The sequence below is a fragment of the Actinomadura meridiana genome (genome assembly GCF_039537545.1).
GTDB classification, from domain to species: Bacteria; Actinomycetota; Actinomycetes; order Streptosporangiales; family Streptosporangiaceae; genus Spirillospora; species Spirillospora meridiana.
The window spans coordinates 567,181-585,990 of the sequence record NZ_BAABAS010000020.1 but is presented as its reverse complement, the minus strand read 5'-3'; the positions used below and the strand labels follow the sequence as shown (position 1 = coordinate 585,990).

Sequence of the window (18,810 nt, the reverse complement as noted above, 5' to 3'; positions counted from 1 at the left end):
CATGGAACTCACCACCGTCTGGTTCATCATCATCGCCTTCCTGTGGACGAGTTACTTCTTCCTGGAGGGATTCGACTTCGGGGTCGGAATGCTGTTGCCCGTCCTCGGCCGTACTGATGTCGAACGCCGCGTCCTCATCAACACCATCGGGCCAGTGTGGGACGCCAACGAGGTGTGGTTCATCGTCGCGGGCGCCGCCATGTTCGCGGCGTTCCCCGAGTGGTACGCGACGTTGTTCAGCGGCTTCTACCTGCCGCTCCTCGCGATCCTGCTGGCGCTGATCGTGCGCGGTGTCGCGTTCGAGTTCCGCGGGAAGCGCGACGACGCGCGGTGGCGGTCCCGCTGGGACAAGGCGATCTTCGGGGGGAGCCTCGTCCCCGCGTTCGTGTGGGGCGTCGCGTTCGCGAACATCGTCCGGGGGGTGCCGCTGGACGCGAACCACGACTACGCCGGGACGCTCGGCGACCTCCTCAACCCGTACGCGCTGCTCGGCGGGCTGACCACGATGACCCTGTTCGTCCTGCACGGGGCGGTGTTCCTCGCGCTCAAGACGTCAGGGACGATCCGGGTGCGGGCCCGGTTCGTCGCGAGCGTCGCGGTCGTCGCCGCCGTCGTCGCGGGCGGGAGCTTCCTGCTGATCACGCAGGTCAAGTACGGGGAGCCCGTGACGTGGCTGACCGCCGGGGGAGCCGCCGCCGGGCTCGTCGTCGCCGCGGTCGCCAACCGGGCGGGCCGTGAGGGGTGGGCGTTCGTCGGGACGGGCGCCGCCATCGTCCTCGCCGTCGCGACCCTGTTCACCGCGCTGTTCCCGGACGTCATGCCGTCCACCCTTGACGCCGCGAACGGGCTGACCAGCTCGAACGCGGCCTCGTCCCCGTACACGCTCAAGATCATGACGTGGTCGGCGGCCCTGTTCACCCCGGTCGTGATGATCTACCAGGGCTGGACGTACTGGGTGTTCCGCAAGCGCATCGACACGTCCCACATCCCCGCGCGCAAGCCCGAGCCGATGCCGTGAAGCCCCTCGACCCGCGGCTGCTGAAGCACGCGAGGACGACCCGGACATTCCTCGTCGCGTCCGTCGCGCTCGGCACCGCCACCGCCGGACTGATCATCGCGCAGGCCACGCTGCTCGCCGACATGCTCACCCGCGCGTTCCTCGGCGGCGCCTCACTCGGTGACCTGCGAGTACCGATGCTCCTGCTGCTCGCCGTCGTCCTCGGCCGGACGCTCGTCGCCTGGCTCCAGGAGGTCGCCGCGCACCGGTCGTCCGCCGCCGTGAAGTCGCAGCTGCGCGCCCGGCTCCTCGCGCACGCGCTGCGGCTCGGCCCGCGCTGGCTGTCCGGCGAACGCAGCGGCGAACTCGCCACCCTCGCCACCCGGGGGATCGACGCGCTGGACGGCTACTTCTCCCGCTACCTGCCACAACTCGTCCTCGCCGTGACCGTCCCGGTGGCCGTCGGCGCGCGAATCCTGCTCGGCGACTGGCTGTCGGCGGTGACCATCGCCGCGACGCTGCCGCTCATTCCCGTCTTCGCGATCCTGGTCGGGCTCACCACGCAGCGGAAGATGGACCGGCAGTGGCGCGTCCTTTCCGTCCTTTCCGCGCATTTCCTGGACGTCGTCGCCGGACTGCCCACGTTGAAGGTCTTCGGCCGCGCCCGCGCGCAGGCGGACAAGATCCGCGAGGTCACCGACCGGCACCGGCGCGCCACGATGTCGACGCTGCGGATCGCGTTCCTGTCGGCGCTGGTCCTGGAACTGCTGTCGACGCTGTCCGTCGCGCTCGTCGCCGTCTCGATCGGGCTTCGGCTCGTCGAAGGCGGACTCGGGCTGGAGACGGCGCTGCTCGTCCTGATCTTGGCGCCGGAGGCGTACCTCCCGTTGCGGCAGGTCGGCGCGCAGTACCACGCCAGCGTCGAGGGCCTCACCGCCGCCGGACGGATCTTCGAGGTGCTCGAAACACCCGTGGCGTCGTCGGGGGCTCGGGTCGACGTCCCCGACCTGAGCCGCGCCACGATCCGCTTGGACGGCGTGACCGTCGCCTACGAGGGCCGCGACGCCCCCGCGCTCGATGGGCTGTCCTTGACCGTCCACCCTGGCGAAACGGTCGCGCTCACCGGCCCGAGCGGCGCCGGGAAGTCCACGGTGCTCGCCGCGCTGCTGGGATTCGTCCGGCCCGACTCGGGCCGCGTCCTGGTCGACTGGGCGGACCTCACCGACCTCGACCCGGACGCCTGGCGCGCCCACATCGCCTGGGTCCCGCAACGCCCGCACCTGTTCACCGCGACGATCGGCGCCAACATTCGCCTCGGGCGTCCCGACGCGACCGACCCCGAGCTGCGGGAGGCCGCTCGTGCCGCCGGTGCGCTGGAGTTCATCGACGCACTGCCCTTGGGTTTCGACACTCCGCTCGGCGAACGGGGCCTCGGCCTGTCCGCCGGGCAGCGGCAGCGCGTCGCCCTGGCCCGCGCCTTCCTGCGCGACGCGCCGCTCCTCCTGCTGGACGAGCCGACCTCGAACCTTGACGCCGAGAGCGAGGCGACCGTCTTGGCGGCCGTTCGCCGACTGACCGTCGGGCGCACCGTCATCATGGCCGCTCACCGTCCCGCCCTCACGGCCTTGGCGGACCACACCATCCCGCTCGCTTCCGCTGCGGTGACGTCATGACCCCTCCTCGCGCACCGCGTCGTCACGGCAGAGGCGGCGTGATCCTCCGGCTGCTCACACTGGCCCGTCCCGCCCGGTGGCGGCTCGGCCTCGCCGTCCTGTTCGGCGTCCTGGCGCTCGGCAGCGGCGTCGGCCTGATGGCCACGTCGGCGTGGCTGATCTCGCGCGCCGCGCAACACCCGCCGGTGCTTTTGCTCATGGTCGCGATCGTGGCCGTCCGCGCCTTCGGCATCGGACGCGGCGTGTTCCGCTACGTCGAACGGCTTGTCGGGCACGACGCGACCTTCCGCGTCCTCGCGGACCTGCGCGCCCGCGTATACGAACGCCTGGAACGACTCGCGCCCGGCGGGTTGCCCTCCGTCCGGGACGGCGACCTGCTGAACCGGCTTGTCGCGGACGTCGACGCCGTCCAGGACCTGTTCCTCCGCGTGCTCCTGCCTTGCACGGTCGCCGCTGTCGTCGGCGGCGCGTCGGTCGGCCTCGCCTGGACGCTGCTGCCCTCGGCGGGCGCCGTCCTCTTGTGCACGCTCCTCCTCGCGGGCGTCGTCGCCCCCTGGCTGTCGGCGCGCACGGCCCGCCGCGCCGAACACCGCACAACCGACCTGCGCGCCTCGCTGACCGCCCACGTCGTCGACACCCTCCAGGGCGCCCCCGAACTCATCGCCTACGGCGCCGCACCCTCCCACCTGGCCGAGGCAACCCGACTCGACCGCGACTTCACCCGCGCGTCGGCCCGCTCCGCCACCACCGCCGGTGCCGGTGCCGCGCTCTCAGCCCTCGCGGGCGGCCTGGCCGTGTGGGGCAGCCTCGCCGTGGGCGTACCGGCCGTCCGCTCCGGAGCACTCGACGGGGTACTGCTCGCGGTGGTCGTCCTACTGCCCTTGGCCGCATTCGAGGTCGTAGCTGGCCTGCCCCTGGCCGCGCAGTACCTGGAACGGGTTCGCCGCTCCGCCACACGCATGTTCACCGTCCTGGACACTCCCGAGCCCATCAAAGACCCGGTTAGGCCCGCATCCCTCCCCGCGCCGCCCTACACCCTCAAAGTCGAAAACCTCCAAGCCCATTGGACACCCAAAGCACCCCTTGCCCTGGACGACATCTCCCTAGACCTGACACCAGGCCGCCGGTGCGCGATCGTCGGCCCGAGCGGCTCGGGCAAGACCACCCTCACGGCCGTCCTCCTCCGCTTCCTGGAACCCAGCAGCGGCCGGACGACCCTCAACGGCACCGACCTCAACGCCTTCACCGCCGACGACGTCCGCCGGGTCGTCGGCCTGTGCGCCCAGGACGCCCACCTGTTCGACTCGACGATCGGCGAGAACGTCCGCCTCGCCCGTCCCACCGCTACTGAGGGCGAACTCCGCGAGGCCCTCCGCCGCGCCCGCCTGCTCGACTGGATCGACGCCCTTCCCCAAGGACTCGACACCCGCGTCGGCGAACACGGCGCGCAGGTGTCCGGCGGCCAGCGCCAGCGCATCGCTCTGGCCCGCGCCCTGCTCGCCGACTTCCCGATCCTCCTGCTGGACGAGCCCGCCGAACACCTGGACATCGCGACCGCCGACGCCCTCACCGCCGATCTGCTGACCGCCACCGAAGGCCGCACGACCCTGCTCGTCACCCACCGCCTCACCGGTCTGGACGCCGTCGACGAGATCATCGTCCTCGACAAGGGCCACGTGGCCGACCGCGGAACCCACACCGAGCTGACGTCCCGTCCCGGCCTCTACAAGTCACTCTGGCATCACGAGACAACAGCCGAACCATCCACAATTTAAGTGGATAAAGCCCGAATCACGACATTACCGAGAACAATTCCCCACCGTCCGGCATCACACCGAAGTACAGGATCCATCGACCGGATCGGGGGGATTCCACAGATGAAGATCTTGCCGCGCACGCTGCTCACCCTCGCGGTCACGCTCCTGGCGATCATCGCCATGCTGGGCGCCATCCAAAAGGCCAACGCGGACGGCCCGCCCACCCCAACAAGCTCCATCACGTCGCAGTCGTGACCACGTCGGTCAGGCGGCGCAGAGTGAAGGGCTCGGCGAGGATCTCGTCCAGAACCTCGGCGACATGCTTGAAGTGCGGCAGCGAGAAGTGGTGGTCAAGCGCGTCGCCGTCGGCCCACTCCTCAACGATGACCATGCGGTCGGCCCGGTTCGGGTCGACGTAGGGCTGGTAGCCCAGGCAGCCCTCCTCGGCCAGCGACGGTGCGATCATCGCGTTCAACTCGTCCCGCAGACGCTGCTCCTGGCCGGGCTTGGCGCTGAAGCTGGCGACGATGGTGAGGGTGTTCGACATGGCAAGGACTCCTGATCCCCAACAGCTGTAGTGCTGTGTTCCGCTGGCAACGGTGTCCATCCTGCGGGCCTGTCGCCCAGCCGCCCAGGGCTCTGTCCAGCCGGGGACGCCCCTGCCTGGGCCTGCCAGGACCAGGCAGAACACGCCGACCGTCGTCGATACTCTGGTTCATGGATCGTGCTCAGCAGCTCAGCGAATTCCTCAAAGCCCGGCGCGGCCGGCTGCGTCCCGAGGACGCCGGTGCGGGCACGTTCGGCGGCCAGCGGCGCGTGCCCGGTCTGCGCCGGGAGGAACTGGCGATGTTGGCCGGAGTGAGCGTCGACTACTACACCCGCCTGGAACAGGGGCGCGCTCGTAACGTCTCCACCGACGTCCTGGACGCCGTCGCCAGGGCACTGCGGCTGGACGCCGACGAACGCGCCCACCTGCACAACCTGGCCAAGCCCCGCACCAGCCGCAAACGCCCGAGCCGCCCGCAGCAGGTTCCCGCCGAACTGCGCCAGGCCCTGGACGCACTGTCCGCCGCCCCCGCCTACATCATCGGCCGCCGCCTGGACGTCCTGGCCTGGAACGAACTGGCCCGCCTCCTGGTCGCCGACTTCCCCGTCCTGCCCGCCGCCGAGCGGAACATGGCCCGGCTGGTCTTCCTCGACCCGGCGTCCCACACCCTCTACCCCGACTGGGAGACCAAGGCCCGCGACACCGTCGCCAACCTCCGCTTCGACGCCGGTCGCCACCCCGACGACCCGCTACTGGCGTCCTTGGTAGGAGAACTCTCGTTGCACAGCCCCGACTTCCGCCGCCTGTGGGCCGACCACAACGTCCGAGGCAAAACCCGTGGCCGCAAACGCTTCGCCCACCCCCAACTAGGCGAACTGGCCCTCGACTACATCGCCATGCGCGCCCCCGACGACCCGGACATGACCATGATGATCTACAGCGCCCCCACCAACTCCGACGCCGCCACCTCCCTGAACCTCCTCACCACCCTCACCGCCCCCAAGCAACAAACCAGCAAGAACGCTCGATGATCCCCCTCACAGCCCCGAAGCCCAACAATGACCCCGCCCCGATCGCCCACCTAGCCGAATGCCTCCAACGATTCGCCCTAGTCGATTTCGTTGAGAGAGCTCGGCGCCCGACCAGTCCGTCCCCCTGAGGTCGGCACTCTCAGCGCGACGGCCAAGGCCGAACTCAAGCGCAAGACGCGATCGGCATACAACGGGCGTGGAAGCGTGGAAGCGATCTTGAGAGACAAGAGAGCCCAGGTCGGAACCTCGGCTCTGACCTGGGCTTTTCTGGTGGGCAGGGTGGAGCCTAGGGGATTCGAACCCCTGACACCTGGCTTGCAAAGCCAGTGCTCTACCAACTGAGCTAAGGCCCCTCGCGGCGGGACAAGCCTACCTGTGGTGAGCGGGTCATCGCGTCATCGGCTTCGGGCGGGAGGACGAGAGCGGGGAGGGTTGCGACGCTGGGAAGGATGTGGGTGGCTCCGGCGGCGAGGAGGCGGTCACGGTCGTGGGCGCCGGTGAGGACGCCCGCGACGACAGACGCGGACACCAGCCTCACGGAGACGCAGGAGGACGTCGTCGGCGCCGGGGACGGGTTCCAGACCACGGCGGTCGACAATGTCGTCATAGGAGCGTCGGAACGCCAGATCCGCGGCCTGGGCGCGAGGCTCGTCGAAGAGCGAGCGGAAGATGTCGATTTTCGACCCGCCACGAGATTCGTGGAAGCGGGCTTGGGCACCGTCGTACGCCGCCGTGCCGGAGACGATCCCCAGCGTGGCGATCGCCTCGGCGAAGGCGGTCTGGACGATGTCCCCGTCGGCGACAGTGGTCCCGGCGAGATCGAGGCAGACGAGGGTGATCGGGGCTGCTTCGGTCACGCCGGGGCCTTGATCGCCGGCTTCTGCGCGAACACCTGTCATCCTCGGTCGGCCCACACAGGCCCACGCCTGTGCGGACAGCCCGGATGAACGATGTTCAGTTGTCGGACGACGTGGCCTCGGTCCACAGGTCCAGCTCGGCGCGGTCCTGCTGCAGCCGACGCCAGACAGCGAAGCCGCCGAGTGCGACAACGGCGAGAATGAGCAGCTTCTTCACGGTGGGACCCCTTCACCTCGACTATGCAGTCACCCTGGGGAATGGTTGCGTCATCTCTGCTTCCCCCGGGGCTCTCCGCAGCCTAGCAACCGTTCCCGGGCGATCCGCACCCCGTCACCGGTATCGGACCCAACGTCCAATCCTGGTACGGGGGCCGTCACCCCCACGCCATATCGCGGGACGGCCCGGCCCGCCGCATAATCCGGGGGACGACCTTCGGGAGTGCCGATGGCAGAGGACGACTTCCGGCGCTGGGAACGCGAGTTCGACCCCGGCGTGCCGGACGAGGACCCGTCCGGCGGCCGAGGGCTGGTCCTAGCCGCAGGAGTGACCGCCACGGGCTGCACCGCCATGATCGTGATCGGCGAGGTCACGTTGGGCACCCTCGGCCTCGTCCTCTCCTCGATCATCTTGCTCCTATGGCGCATCGGCATGTGACCACCCCCTCCGGCACTCCCACCCCGCTAGCAACAGTCCAGTGGAGCCCAGCGACGCCGAGACAAACCACCCTCCCAGTCACGAGCAGGAGCCCGGGCGGCGGCGACACACCCAGCAGGTGCAGTGCACGACGTTCTGATGGCCCCCAAGCGGCCCCTGCGAAGTGCGGCCAGCAGCGCCGACACAAGCGACCCCCGGTCACCGGTGCGAGGCGGACCACAACCGCGTGCCAGGCAGGTGTGGCTCTGACACTGCCACCGAGCGATTCCACGCCCTGTTGCGAAGCCGTCCTCAAGCCGCCAGCGGCGCCAACGTAAGCGAACCTCCTGGTCGCCAGCGGAGACGGGCCACATCGGCGCGCCGGGCAGGTGTAGTGGACGGTCGTTCTGAAGTTCTCGCCGGGCGATCACCGGCCGACTTATCGGTCCGTGAGACCGGCTGACGCTGGACGCGAACTTGCAGGTAGCGAAATTTGGGTGTGCGGATGGCCGATCGTGGCCGTCGACGCCCGGTACTCGTCTCGTCGCTGCCTGCGAACGCGATCCCGGGGAGTGCGGGCCCTATATAAGACGACCTGGTTCGTACTTGGGCAGTGTGGGGCGATTCAGTGGTTGTGTCCGGGCGTGAGCAGGGGCGACGAAGCTGGGTCGTGTCGGCGTCCGGGGGCGGCGGGCTCGTCGCGCTGGTCAGTCCTCGCAGCGAGCGGGCGACGAGATCGTGGACCGGGTGACGCGGCTGAGGGCGGCGTGGTGCGGGTCGGGCGGAAGTGGTCGGACGGTCGGCAGGGTGAGGGGTAGCGACAAACAGGGATCTTCAAGTCATAATCCGGGCAGTCCCGTTTGATCAGCGGGATGTGACGGGCGCAGCGTCCGCCCGGGCGACACCCCGCCTGACGCGCGTGCGCCGCCGCGAGGAGGTCTGCGCATGTGGACGGGTAGGACGACGGCGATCGGGGCGGCGGTCGCGACCGTCCTGTCCCTGACCACGGTTCCCGCGCGGGCGGCGGACCCCGCGGACGCGACGGTGGTGCCGGTTCAGGTCACCGGCGACCCTGCCAAGCGGTTCAACCTGGTGATCCTTGGCGACGGCTACACGTCGGCAGACATGCCGAAGTTCCGCGCCCACTACGCCAAGCATCTCAACGACCTGTGGACGATCGAGCCGTTCAAGTCGTACCGCAGTTACTTCAACGTGTACGCGGTCGAGATCCCGTCCGGCGAGTCGGGGGTGAGCTGCGACCCGTCGTTGTCGTCCCCGCGCCGCACGACCCCACTGAGCATGGCGTTCTGGAGCGGCTGCCGGGACGACGGCGTCCAGCGGCTCCTCGTCATGGACGCTGCGGCGGCCAAGACGTACGCCGACCTCGTCCCGGGGACATCGACGGTGAACCGGCAGATTCTGGCCCTCGCCAACAGTGACACCTACGGCGGTGCGGGCGGCACCTACGCGACGGCGTCTGGCGGTAACGCGATGTCCGCACTCATCGCGCCGCACGAACTCGGCCACTCAATGGGTGGGCTGGACGACGAGTACGACTACTACCAGCGTGGTGTGCCCGGCGGGACGTACACCGGTCCTGAACCGAATTCCCTACACCACACACTGCTGACCGAGCAGGAGATGACGGCGCAGAAGAAGAAGTGGTGGCGGTGGCTCGGCGAACGAAGCGAGTCCGGAGGCGTCATCGGACGGTACGAGGGCGGGCTCTACTTCAGTAAGGGCGTGTGGAGGCCGAGCCAGCACTCGATGATGAAAACGCTCGGCTACTACTTCGACCAAGTCGCGCGTGAACGAATGACCCAGCGGATCTCGTCCAAGGTCAACCTCATCCAGACCAACGCTCCGACGTTCACTCCCGTGGGGAGCGACCGTGTTCTGTGGGTCGAAACGCTGCATCCAACCGGCCACCAGCTGTCCGTCACGTGGACGGTGGACGGGGAGCCCGTCCGGGAGGGCCCGAACCTGGATCTGTCTAGGTTGCACCTGAAGGCGGGCATGCACACCGTTCAGGCAGCGGTCACCGACCCCACTCCGTTCGTCCGCGACCCTGCCCTGGAGTCGTCGGCCGCACTCACCCAGGGCCGCACGTGGACGGTCGACACCAGCGTCAAGACCCCGCCGGACGACGTACCGGCCGACTTCAGCTCGTCCACACCAACCGACAAGCCCGTGAGCAGCGCATCAGTCGTGTACGCGGAAACCACACACCCAGCGAAGTCCGTGCCCACCGTGCGCTGGGAACTGGACGGGCGGCGCGTAAGCGGCGGCGACCGAGACATCGCGCTCAGCCAGTTCCACATGTCCAAGGGCACTCATCAGCTGGTCGCGCGCATTGGTTCCAAGAGCCGCACATGGACGATCGACGCACAGGCCCCGACGGTGAAGTACGAACTGTCCAAGGCAACGACCAGCCAGACACGCCGGGGGCACACACCCGAGTACGTCTTCGACGGCCCGTTCACCATGCGCCTGACAGGTAGCGACGACCGTCCCGGCGTCGTCGTCTCCGAGTTCCGCGTTGACGGGGACGGCTGGTTCAACTACTTCGGTTGGCCCACCGACTCGTCCGCCCCCTGGATGTTCACCGAGAACGGCACCGTCATCGACAGCCTCACCTACGGCAAGCTCGGCAAGGGACGGCACACCATCGAGTACCGAGCCATCGACCCCGCAGGCAACACCGGAAAGCCCGGCAAGTTCATAGTCACCCTCCGCTGACCCACGCCGCCGCCCGAGCGCGGAAGTGGTGTCAGCGCTTGAACTGGCTCACGCTCAGCACCACTGCGCCGCCCCAGGCCTGCGGCCGGCGTCAGCACGCCTGAGACTGGTCGCGCTCAGCGCCGTAGCGTTCGTCTAAATGTGGAAGTGGTGCCATCACGCTTGGGACTGGCTGGCACTCGGCATTGCAGCGACCCCTTCGTGGAGGGTGGTGTCGCACACCCGAAGGCTGCCTCGTGCTCGGTGCCGCAGCGGCGCCCCAGCGTGCTGGTGGTGGCAGCACGCTGGGGCTGGGTCCCTCGGTGATGCGGCGGGTCTTCGTGTCTGGGGTTGGTGTTGTTATGCCTGGGCTGGTTCGTCGTGTTCGCTGGGGTGGTGTCGTGGTTGGGTCTGGGCGGCCTCGGCCAGCTCGGTAGGGGTGTTTTGGGGCTGGTCGGCTGAGGGGCGGTCCGAGGAGCGGTGGGTGGCGGTTGCCAGGACGGAGCCGCCGAGGATGAGGACGAACGAGGCGATGATCGTTCCGGTGAGGGGCTCGTTGAGGAAGGCGATTCCGGCAACGACCGCGATCGCCGGGTTCACGTAGGTGAAGACCATGCCTCTGGACGTGCCGACCTCGCGGATCAGCTCGAAGAACAGGGTGAAGGCCAGCGCCGTGCACACCAGGCCGAGGCCGACGAGCGAGAAGAGGACGCGGCCGCTGGGCACTGTCTCCGGCCAGGTGGCGGCCGCCGGGGCCGCGTAGGCGAGGGCGGCGATCGTGAGGGCGAACGCGGCCATCTGGAGGCTTGGCAGGTCCTGCATTCGCCGGGTCGCGATCATCGGGGCGATCGAGTAGCCGAGCGCGACCAGCATGACCTCGCCGATCGCCCAGCCGCTGCCGCCGTCGAGGTGCGGACCGGCCAGCACGCCGACACCGGCCAGCCCCACCAGCAGCCCGGCCCACCGCACCGGGCCCAGCCGCTCCCCGTCGCCGGTGAGCCTGGCCAGCGCCACCGCCACGATGGGGACGGCCGCGATCAGCAGGCCCGTCATGGAGCTGGTCAGCCGGTTCTCGGCGTCCGACAGCAGCGCCCACGGGCCGAGGATCTCCACGGCGGTGAACACCAGGAGTGGACGCCAATGGCGGCGGACCACGTCCAGGTTCCCGGCCCGGATCGCCAGCGGCAACAGGACGGCGGCGCCGAGCGCGGTCCTGGCGAACACCACGACGGGGACCGAGACTTCACCGACCGCCACTTTGATCATCAGATAGGGGATGCCCCACAGCACGCTCATCAGCGCGAACAGCACCCAGCCGCGGCGACTCACCATGACCTCCGTTCCGTCCGCCCGCACCCGTTCGGGTGGACGTTCTCAGGATGCGGGTCGACGCACGATGCCGTCTTGAACGCTGTTGCGATACGCGCCTGGTGTGACGCCCACCACGCGGCGGAACCACCGCGTGAGGTGCGCCTGGTCGGCGAAACCGACGAGCGACGCGGCGTCCGCTGGGCGGTGTCCGGCGTCCAGTAGCGCCCGGGCGCGCGTCACTCGATGCTGGGCGAGCCACGCATAGGGCGGCATGCCCATGGCGTCGCGGAACGCGCGCAGTAGTTGGTACCGCGAAAGGTCCAGGTCACCGGCGACGTCGGCGAGCGTCGGCGGGTCGAGCATCTCGTCGGACAGGCGTGCCGCCACCACGCGCGCGATCCGCCGGGAGTCGGCACCGTGTCGTCGCGGGACGTCCTTCGGCCCGGGAGCCGCGTGGCGCTGGACGAGTGTGCCAAGCACGCCTAGCAGGCGAGACTCGCCCTCCAGCGGGTCTTCGCCGAGCCGCAAGGCCCGGTGCGCGAACCGGAGCGCCTCCCCGAGTTGACGGTCGTCGATGATCGGGCCCCGGAAGTGCGGCCACGCCGTTCCCTCGTCCAGGGACGTCACCGCGCCCAGCAATTCGGCGCCCGGGTAGACGCACAGGTAGGAAAAGCCCTCGGGGTGGGCAGGGCCGCCCGTGTGCGCTTCTCCCGGCTCGACCACGACGACGGTCCCGGCGCTCGAGTAGACCCGCTCGCCCCGGTACCGCATCGTCTCCATGCCGTCGAGGGTCACCCCGATGGCGTACTGCTCGTGGATGTGGGGCGCGTAGTGGCGGCTGCCGATCCGCGCCGCCAACAGGTCGAGCGGCACCCCCTGAATACCGTCGACCCGTGTCCACAGCGTCTGGTCGTCGCGGCCGGGGCTCGCGCGCCGGTCAGGCCGAGAAGACGTGCCGGATCCGCCAGCGATCATCGTCACGACCGAGCTCCGCCACCGCCACGCCCTCGGCGCCCGTGACCCGGACGCGGTAGACCCGGCCCTCCCGAGCCGTCCCGTAGGTCTTCAGCACCGCGTCCACGGCGTAGCGCGTCCCCCGCCACTCGTACGCGGTCAGCCTCCCCGCCGGGTCGTGCTCGGCGCGGACCGGCTCGTTCAGCAACTGCCCCATCCCGGGAGCGTAGCACGCATTCGAACTGGTGTTCGCAGGTCAGACCGGCTCCGAAGCGCGTCCCGGAACTGGTCACGGGCCATCGTACGCATGTGCATTCCCACGCCACCGGGCGTGGCGCGACGCGGACGGCGATCTGGAACGTGCCCACCATGTACAACCCAACAGTGAGCACCACCTCCCTCATCCCGCACCCGGCGAGGCTTCCTCGCGCATCGTCCCGTATCTCGGGGAAAGAACCGGACGAGGACCAAGGGGGGAGCCATGATCAACGGGGCACATGTCATCTTGTACAGCCGAGACGCCGAGGCCGACCGCACGTTCATCCGAGACGTCCTGGGCTTCGCGAACGTCGACGCGGGCCACGGCTGGCTGATCTTCAAGCTGCCACCGGCCGAACTCGCCGCCCACCCCGCCGAGGGCGAGCCGCGGCACGAGTGCTACCTCATGTGCGACGACATCCAGTCCACGCTCGAAGGGCTGGGCGCACGCGGCGTCCAGGTCGACGTCCCGGTCACCGAGCACAACTGGGGCCTGCTCACGGCGATCAGGCTGCCAAGCGGTGGAGAACTACCGCTCTACGAGCCCCGACACCCGCTGGCGAAGGACCTCTAGACACGGTTATCCACAGGGTGGGGACAACATTCGCACACACCTCCTTTGCCCTGCCAGCAGGCGCTCCCGAAGGCCCGTCCACAGCCGGATCCCCAGAACAGCGGGACCTTCCACAGGTTCGCGCGTCGCATCACGCGCTACTCCCCCAGGATCCACGGAACCGACCCGCCGCACAGGAAATCCACAGCCTGTGGATAACTTCCGTGCACAGCGTGGGGACAACCGGCGGCCGCGTCGTCCACCATTCTTCCCCAGGTTGTCCCCAACCCCTAGGACCACTTATCCACGTCGTGGATAACCCGCTGACCAGCGAATAGACGCCTTCTCCGCGCCATCGCCCACACCACGTTCACACGCTGTGGACGACCACCCTCCACAACCCCGCCACCCCGGTGGATACCGTTACCCACCGAGAATCCCCAGCCGTGTCCCCAACCCCGGGCCGGAACCCAATGCCCCCTCAACCCCCACCGACCGCCGCGCCCGCCACGCCTTCCTTCCATGGCCGGTCGATCTCCGGCTGAGCTAGCCACCAGGCACACCCGACCACGCCGATCACGCACCCAGCGACGGCCGCCGATTTGGAAGAGCGGGAGCCGCCACCGTTGGTCAATAGGGCAGAGTGCGCGTACTCGCAGCACCTCTCCCTTCTCCGTGCTGAGCCGAATGCAAGCACGGCTGGCCATGTCGATCACCCCGTGGCGCAAGGCGCCCCAGGACGTCCACCAATCCGGCGGAGGGGGCACGCCATCCGTCGGTCAGGGGCGTACGACAAGGAGGGGACGCCCGGCGCCTACCGCTGTAGACAACCTCAGCGAACTCGGGCGGTCTCCGACTGCAACTGGCCGATGCCCACGCCATATGGCCAGACCGCGCCACAGTCCTGCGAACGATGGAGACTTACGACGCCGGAGACGTCCGACCTCGTCGCCCCCGATTTACGAGGGTGACGAGTACGCACCGCAAGAGAAACGTTCGCGCAGAACGGCGACAACGTGGACGGGAACGCCCGCGAGGGGCAACGTCGTCGCGCGGATGTGATGAGGTCGTGAAGCCGAGCATGGGGGTAACGCCTCAGGCAGCGGCGTCCGTGCTCAACGAGGAGAACGGGATCAAGGTCGGCCGGGGCCGGGGCGTAGTCGCTCACGGTCCGGCTGCCTCACTGAGTTCGAGGTGGACGACGCTTTTCGCCGAGCGCCAGTCGGTGCTTCGAGTGGGTGGCGGGACGATACTTGAACTGTGGGTACTGGACGACTTCAACGTCCACATCGCGCGGGTCGCGTCGAGCTTGTCTACGCATTCCACGCTGGGCTGACAGACCCCGTCCCACGGGTTGTGAATCGAGTTATCCACAGGCTGTGGAGAAATGCGGCGCGTCCATTTCGCAGCTGGGCGTGCGGTCCCGAGTCCGTAGAACGCCGGGCAGCATTGGGGATGGCGAAAGCCCCCGCCAGGTGTCTGGTGAGGGCTTGGGTTGTGGGCCTAGGAGGACTTGAACCTCCGGCCTCATCCTTATCAGGGATGCGCTCTAACCGACTGAGCTATAGGCCCGGGTTGTGCCGCTGGTGTGGCGGCGCTGACGTGAGGTTACCCCATCTGGCGGGACAACCTGTAATCGATTACTCGGCCTCCTTCAGGGTCACTTCGACGCCGCCGACGAGGTCCGCGGCGAGGTTGTAGATGACGGAGCCGACCGTGGACAGGGCGGTGACGAGTAGGACGTTCAGGGCGCCCACGAGGACCGTGTAGCCGAAGACGCGGAAGAAGGAGAACCAGTTGCCCGCGTCGACGCTGCCGGTGGTCTCGCCCTGCTCCTTGGTGAGGCTGTTGATCGTGTCGCTGATGGCGTCGAACACGCCGAGGCCGGACAGGATCGTGTAGAGGACGATCACCGCGACGAGGAGGACGACGAAGCAGACCAGCGACATGACGAAGCTGAACTTCATCACCGACCACGGTTCGAGCCGTGCGAGCTGTAGCTGGGCCTTGCGGGCCGACTTGCCGCCGAGGGCGGGCTTGGTCGTGCGTTTCGCCGGTGGCATCGACGTGGACGGACGGTCGTCGAGCACGGTGCCCGCGAAGCCCGGACGGTTCGAGCCGCCCGAGGGGGACGCCGACGACGAGTTGCCCGAGCGCGGCGCGTTGAACGGCTGCTCGGAGCGTCCCGCCGGGGCCGGGCCGGGGGGCTCGGTGGGCTGGGACCAGGACGGTGATCCCGAAGACGACCCTGTGGACTGGCCGGATCCGGAACCCGATGCCGCGCTGGAAGACCGGCCTGAGCTGGAACTCGAGGACGACGACCGGCTGGTCGTGGGGGACGAGCCCGAGGAGCGGGGAGAACTCGACGGCGTGCTCGGGGTCGTCCTGCTCGGGCTGGACGCCGCGCTCGTGGAGGCGCTGGACGACCTGCCAGAAGACGAACCGGACGACGGACGGCCCGAGCCGGATGCCGCCCCGGTGGAACCGCTGGACGTCCGGCCGGACGACGGGCTCGACGCCGACGACGACGCCGACGACGTCGAGCCGCCGGAGCGGGGGCCGGGGTCGGGCTTCGGCTTGTCGTCCTCGACGGTGTCCTCGACGGGGGCGATCTCCGGCGGGTCGGACTTCTTCGCCTGGTCGCCGACCTTGGCCAGGTCGGTCCGGGTCTCGTCCGTTCCGATGTCGACGGTCGTCTCGTCCCGGCCCGGCTTGGCGGACGCGGCGGACACGACCTTGCCCGGCTTGGCGTCGGACGTGCGGGAGCGTTTCGCGCTCGACTTGGCCGCGGGCTTGTCGCCGGAACCTTCCGGCTCACCCGTGCCGGGCCCGTCCTTGCTCTTGCCGGGCTCGGTGCTCACGTGTCCTCCTGGCCTATCGGTTCGGTGACGGCGGGGAGGAAGGCGAAGCGGGCCCAGGAGTGATGTACGTCACTCACCGTCGCTCCCCTCGGTTTCGTCGGAGTCCTCCATGGACTCTACGTTCCTCGCGATGGCCACGACGCTGTTCCCGTCCGCGAGGTTCATCAGGCGGACGCCCATCGTCTGCCTGCCCGACTGCTTGATCTCCGCCGCGGTGGTCCTGATGACGCCGCCGTTCGACGTCATCGCGAACACTCCGTCGTCCGGACCCACCATGAGGGCGCCGACCAACATTCCGCGTGACTGCACGATCTTAGCGGTGAGGACTCCCTTACCCCCACGACCCTGCAACGGGTACTGGCCGACGGGCGTCCGCTTGGCGTAGCCGCCCTCGGTCGCGACCAGGACGTCGTGGTCCGTGTCCTTCACGACGAGCATGTTGAGGACCTCCTGGTCCTCGTCGAACCGCATGCCGATGACGCCGGACGTGGCGCGTCCCATCGGTCGCAGCGACTCGTCGTCGGCGTGGAAGCGGATCGCCTGGGCGCCGGTGGAGACCATCAGCAGGTCGTCGTCGGCGGAGACGAGCCGGGCGGCGATGACCTCGTCGTCCTCGACCAGGTTGATCGCGATGATGCCGCCGGTGCGGGGCGAGTCGAAGTCGCTCAGCGCGGTCTTCTTGACGCGGCCCTTCTTCGTGCCGAGGACGAGGTAGGGCGCCACCTCGTAGTCGCGCAGGTCCATGACCTGGGCGATGTGCTCGTCCGGCTGGAAGGCCAGCAGGTTCGCGACGTGCTGGCCGCGCGAGTCGCGCCCGGAGTCGGGCAGTTCGTACGCCTTCGCCCGGTAGACGCGACCCTTGTTGGTGAAGAACAGGATCCAGTGGTGGGTAGTGGTGACGAAGAACTGGTCGACGATGTCGTCCTGCTTGAGCTGCGCGCCGCGGACGCCCTTGCCGCCGCGCCGCTGCGCCCGGTACAGGTCGGTGCGGGTGCGCTTGGCGTAGCCGCCGCGGGTGATGGTGACGACGACGTCCTCTTCGGCGATGAGGTCCTCGTAGGACACGTCACCGTCGAACGGGATGATCTGGGTGCGCCGCTCGTCGCCGAACTTCTCGACGATCGGGGCCAGCTCGTCGCCGACGATCTGCCGCTGCCGGTCGGGCGAGGCCAGGATGTCGTTGTAGTCGGCGATCTCCGCCATGAGCTTGTCGTACTCGTCGGTGATCTGCTGGCGTTCCAGGGCGGCGAGCTTGCGCAGCTGCATGTCGAGGATGGCCTGCGCCTGGATCTCGTCGATCTCCAGCAGCTCCATCAGGCCCCGCTGCGCCTGCTGGGCGGACGGCGAGCGGCGGATCAGGGCGATGACCTCGTCGATGCGGTCGAGGGCCTTCAGCAGGGCGCGCAGGATGTGGGCGCGCTCCTCCGCCTTGCGGAGCAGGAACCGGGTGCGCCGGACGATGACTTCGATCTGGTGCGCGACCCAGTGCCGGACGAACTGGTCGACCCGGAGGGTCCGCGGCACGCCGTCGACCAGCGCGAGCATGTTCGCGCCGAACGTCTCCTGGAGCTGGGTGTGCTTGTACAGGTTGTTCAGGACCACCTTGGCGACGGCGTCCCGCTTGAGGACGATGACGAGCCGCTGACCCGTCCGGCCGGACGTCTCGTCGCGGACGTCGGCGATGCCGTCGAGCTTGCCCTCCTTCACCCCGTCAGCGATCTTGAGGGCGAGGTTGTCCGGGTTGACCTGGTACGGCAGTTCGGTGACGACGAGGCAGTTGCGGCCCTGGATCTCCTCGACCTCCACGACGGCCCGCATGGTGATGGAGCCGCGGCCGGTGCGGTACGCCTCCTCGATGCCCTTGCGGCCGACGATCAGCCCGGCGGTCGGGAAGTCGGGGCCCTTGATCCGCTCGATCAGCGCCTCGAGGAGCTCCTCGTCGGTCGTGCCGTAGTTCGCCAGGTACCAGCGGACGCCGTCGGCGACCTCGCGCAGGTTGTGCGGCGGGATGTTCGTCGCCATCCCGACCGCGATGCCCGCGGACCCGTTGACCAGCAGGTTCGGGTACCTGGACGGCAGGACGTCCGGTTCCTGCGAGCGGCCGTCGTAGTTGGAGGAGAAGTCGACGGTCTCCTTGTCGATGTCGCGCAGCAGCTCCATCGCCAGGGGCGCCATGCGGCACTCGGTGTACCGCATGGCGGCGGCGGGGTCGTTGCCGCGCGAGCCGAAGTTGCCGTTCCCGTCGACCAGCGGGTACCGCATCGACCACGGCTGCGCGAGGCGGACGAGCGCGTCGTAGATGGCGGAGTCGCCGTGCGGGTGGTAGTTCCCCATGACGTCGCCGACGACGCGCGCGCACTTGAAGTAGCCGCGGTCGGGCCGGTAGCCGCCGTCGTACATCGCGTACAGGACGCGGCGGTGGACGGGTTTCAGGCCGTCGCGGACCTCCGGAAGCGCCCGCGCGACGATGACCGACATCGCGTAGTCGAGATAGCTCTTCTGCATCTCGACCTGGATGTCGACCGGTTCGATCCGCTCGCCGGGGCCGCCGCCCTCTGTGGTCACGTCCGTCACTCTGAAGACCTCTTCTGCTCGTTGGGATGCACGTACGGGTACCCGCGCGGGTCAGACCGGCGGGAGCTCAGCCGTCGACCGGGAC

General features: G+C 69.0%; 18 protein-coding genes and 2 tRNA genes. 10 read left to right on the top strand and 10 right to left on the bottom strand.

Translation table 11 applies throughout. The annotated features are described in order from the left end of the window. Nucleotide 1 precedes the first annotated feature (1 nt). The 4 genes from cydB to ABD808_RS28785 all read left to right on the top strand — a co-directional run bounded on the left by cydB (nucleotide 2) and on the right by ABD808_RS28785 (nucleotide 4,682). A complete protein-coding gene (gene cydB / locus ABD808_RS28800; protein WP_344902951.1) occupies nucleotides 2–1,018 on the top strand; it encodes a cytochrome d ubiquinol oxidase subunit II in 1,017 nt (338 codons plus the stop codon). Beyond that, complete coding sequence (gene cydD, locus ABD808_RS28795) at nucleotides 1,015–2,670, top strand: thiol reductant ABC exporter subunit CydD (RefSeq protein WP_344902948.1); 1,656 nt, start codon at nucleotides 1,015–1,017, stop codon at nucleotides 2,668–2,670. The genes cydB and cydD overlap by 4 nt, the downstream gene beginning before the upstream one ends. After that, on the top strand, nucleotides 2,667–4,445 hold the full coding sequence (gene cydC / locus ABD808_RS28790) for a thiol reductant ABC exporter subunit CydC (RefSeq protein ID WP_344902945.1): 1,779 nt from the start codon (nucleotides 2,667–2,669) through the stop codon (nucleotides 4,443–4,445). Before cydD ends, cydC begins: the two co-directional genes overlap by 4 nt. Before the next feature lie 102 nt (nucleotides 4,446–4,547). After that, on the top strand, nucleotides 4,548–4,682 hold the full coding sequence (locus ABD808_RS28785) for a hypothetical protein (RefSeq protein WP_344902942.1): 135 nt from the start codon (nucleotides 4,548–4,550) through the stop codon (nucleotides 4,680–4,682). Here ABD808_RS28785 and ABD808_RS28780 read toward each other — a convergent pair. After that, nucleotides 4,666–4,974: a putative quinol monooxygenase gene (locus ABD808_RS28780; RefSeq protein WP_344902939.1), complete on the bottom strand. Its 309-nt coding sequence runs from the start codon at nucleotides 4,972–4,974 to the stop codon at nucleotides 4,666–4,668. The genes ABD808_RS28785 and ABD808_RS28780 overlap by 17 nt on opposite strands. 170 nt (nucleotides 4,975–5,144) lie before the next feature. On the opposite strand from ABD808_RS28780, the gene ABD808_RS28775 reads away from it, so the two are divergent. Continuing rightward, nucleotides 5,145–6,005, top strand: a complete 861-nt coding sequence (locus tag ABD808_RS28775) for a helix-turn-helix domain-containing protein (RefSeq protein ID WP_344902936.1) — start codon at nucleotides 5,145–5,147, stop codon at nucleotides 6,003–6,005. A 280-nt stretch (nucleotides 6,006–6,285) separates the two neighbouring features. Here the strand turns inward: ABD808_RS28775 and ABD808_RS28770 are convergent. From ABD808_RS28770 to ABD808_RS28760, 3 genes are all read right to left on the bottom strand, one after another. After that, nucleotides 6,286–6,358 (bottom strand) — tRNA-Ala (locus ABD808_RS28770). A 126-nt stretch (nucleotides 6,359–6,484) separates the two neighbouring features. Continuing rightward, nucleotides 6,485–6,862 carry an HAD family hydrolase gene (locus tag ABD808_RS28765; RefSeq protein ID WP_344902933.1) on the bottom strand — a complete coding sequence of 126 codons (378 nt, stop codon included), beginning with the start codon at nucleotides 6,860–6,862 and terminating at the stop codon, nucleotides 6,485–6,487. A gap of 97 nt (nucleotides 6,863–6,959) precedes the next feature. Beyond that, nucleotides 6,960–7,079: a DLW-39 family protein gene (locus ABD808_RS28760; RefSeq protein WP_211342807.1), complete on the bottom strand. Its 120-nt coding sequence runs from the start codon at nucleotides 7,077–7,079 to the stop codon at nucleotides 6,960–6,962. 228 nt (nucleotides 7,080–7,307) lie between these two features. Here ABD808_RS28760 and ABD808_RS28755 point away from each other — a divergent pair, with 228 nt between their 5' ends. Then, entirely contained in the window at nucleotides 7,308–7,517 is a 210-nt protein-coding gene (locus ABD808_RS28755; protein WP_344902930.1) for a hypothetical protein, read from the top strand. Nucleotides 7,518–8,441: 924 nt separating this feature from the next. Beyond that, nucleotides 8,442–10,235, top strand: coding sequence for a M64 family metallopeptidase (locus tag ABD808_RS28750; protein WP_344902927.1), 1,794 nt, complete (start codon nucleotides 8,442–8,444; stop codon nucleotides 10,233–10,235). Nucleotides 10,236–10,574: 339 nt separating this feature from the next. On the opposite strand, the gene ABD808_RS28745 is transcribed toward ABD808_RS28750, so the two are convergent. The 3 genes from ABD808_RS28745 to ABD808_RS28735 are packed head-to-tail and all read right to left on the bottom strand — an operon-like array spanning nucleotide 10,575 to nucleotide 12,696. Beyond that, nucleotides 10,575–11,546, bottom strand: coding sequence for a DMT family transporter (locus ABD808_RS28745; RefSeq protein ID WP_344902924.1), 972 nt, complete (start codon nucleotides 11,544–11,546; stop codon nucleotides 10,575–10,577). A gap of 42 nt (nucleotides 11,547–11,588) precedes the next feature. Next, a complete protein-coding gene (locus ABD808_RS28740; RefSeq protein WP_344903534.1) occupies nucleotides 11,589–12,500 on the bottom strand; it encodes a helix-turn-helix transcriptional regulator in 912 nt (303 codons plus the stop codon). Further along, entirely contained in the window at nucleotides 12,463–12,696 is a 234-nt protein-coding gene (locus tag ABD808_RS28735) for a hypothetical protein (RefSeq protein WP_344902921.1), read from the bottom strand. The genes ABD808_RS28740 and ABD808_RS28735 overlap by 38 nt, the downstream gene beginning before the upstream one ends. 264 nt (nucleotides 12,697–12,960) lie before the next feature. Here ABD808_RS28735 and ABD808_RS28730 point away from each other — a divergent pair, with 264 nt between their 5' ends. Both ABD808_RS28730 and ABD808_RS28725 read left to right on the top strand, forming a co-directional pair. Continuing rightward, a complete protein-coding gene (locus ABD808_RS28730; protein ID WP_344902918.1) occupies nucleotides 12,961–13,311 on the top strand; it encodes a VOC family protein in 351 nt (116 codons plus the stop codon). A gap of 1,048 nt (nucleotides 13,312–14,359) precedes the next feature. Further along, on the top strand, nucleotides 14,360–14,626 hold the full coding sequence (locus ABD808_RS28725) for a hypothetical protein (RefSeq protein WP_344902915.1): 267 nt from the start codon (nucleotides 14,360–14,362) through the stop codon (nucleotides 14,624–14,626). A 162-nt stretch (nucleotides 14,627–14,788) separates the two neighbouring features. On the opposite strand, the gene ABD808_RS28720 is transcribed toward ABD808_RS28725, so the two are convergent. Further along, a tRNA-Ile gene (locus ABD808_RS28720) sits at nucleotides 14,789–14,862 on the bottom strand. Between the two features lie 68 nt (nucleotides 14,863–14,930). Then, the gene (locus ABD808_RS28715) at nucleotides 14,931–15,353 is read right to left on the bottom strand and encodes a DUF3566 domain-containing protein (RefSeq protein WP_344902912.1); all 423 of its coding nucleotides are present in this window, start codon (nucleotides 15,351–15,353) and stop codon (nucleotides 14,931–14,933) included. Between ABD808_RS28715 and ABD808_RS28710 the strand changes: the two genes are divergently transcribed. Beyond that, nucleotides 15,334–16,179 carry a hypothetical protein gene (locus ABD808_RS28710; RefSeq protein WP_344902909.1) on the top strand — a complete coding sequence of 282 codons (846 nt, stop codon included), beginning with the start codon at nucleotides 15,334–15,336 and terminating at the stop codon, nucleotides 16,177–16,179. The genes ABD808_RS28715 and ABD808_RS28710 overlap by 20 nt on opposite strands. A 41-nt stretch (nucleotides 16,180–16,220) precedes the next feature. On the opposite strand, the gene gyrA is transcribed toward ABD808_RS28710, so the two are convergent. Then, nucleotides 16,221–18,725 carry a DNA gyrase subunit A gene (gyrA, locus tag ABD808_RS28705; RefSeq protein WP_344902906.1) on the bottom strand — a complete coding sequence of 835 codons (2,505 nt, stop codon included), beginning with the start codon at nucleotides 18,723–18,725 and terminating at the stop codon, nucleotides 16,221–16,223. Nucleotides 18,726–18,810 lie beyond the last annotated feature (85 nt).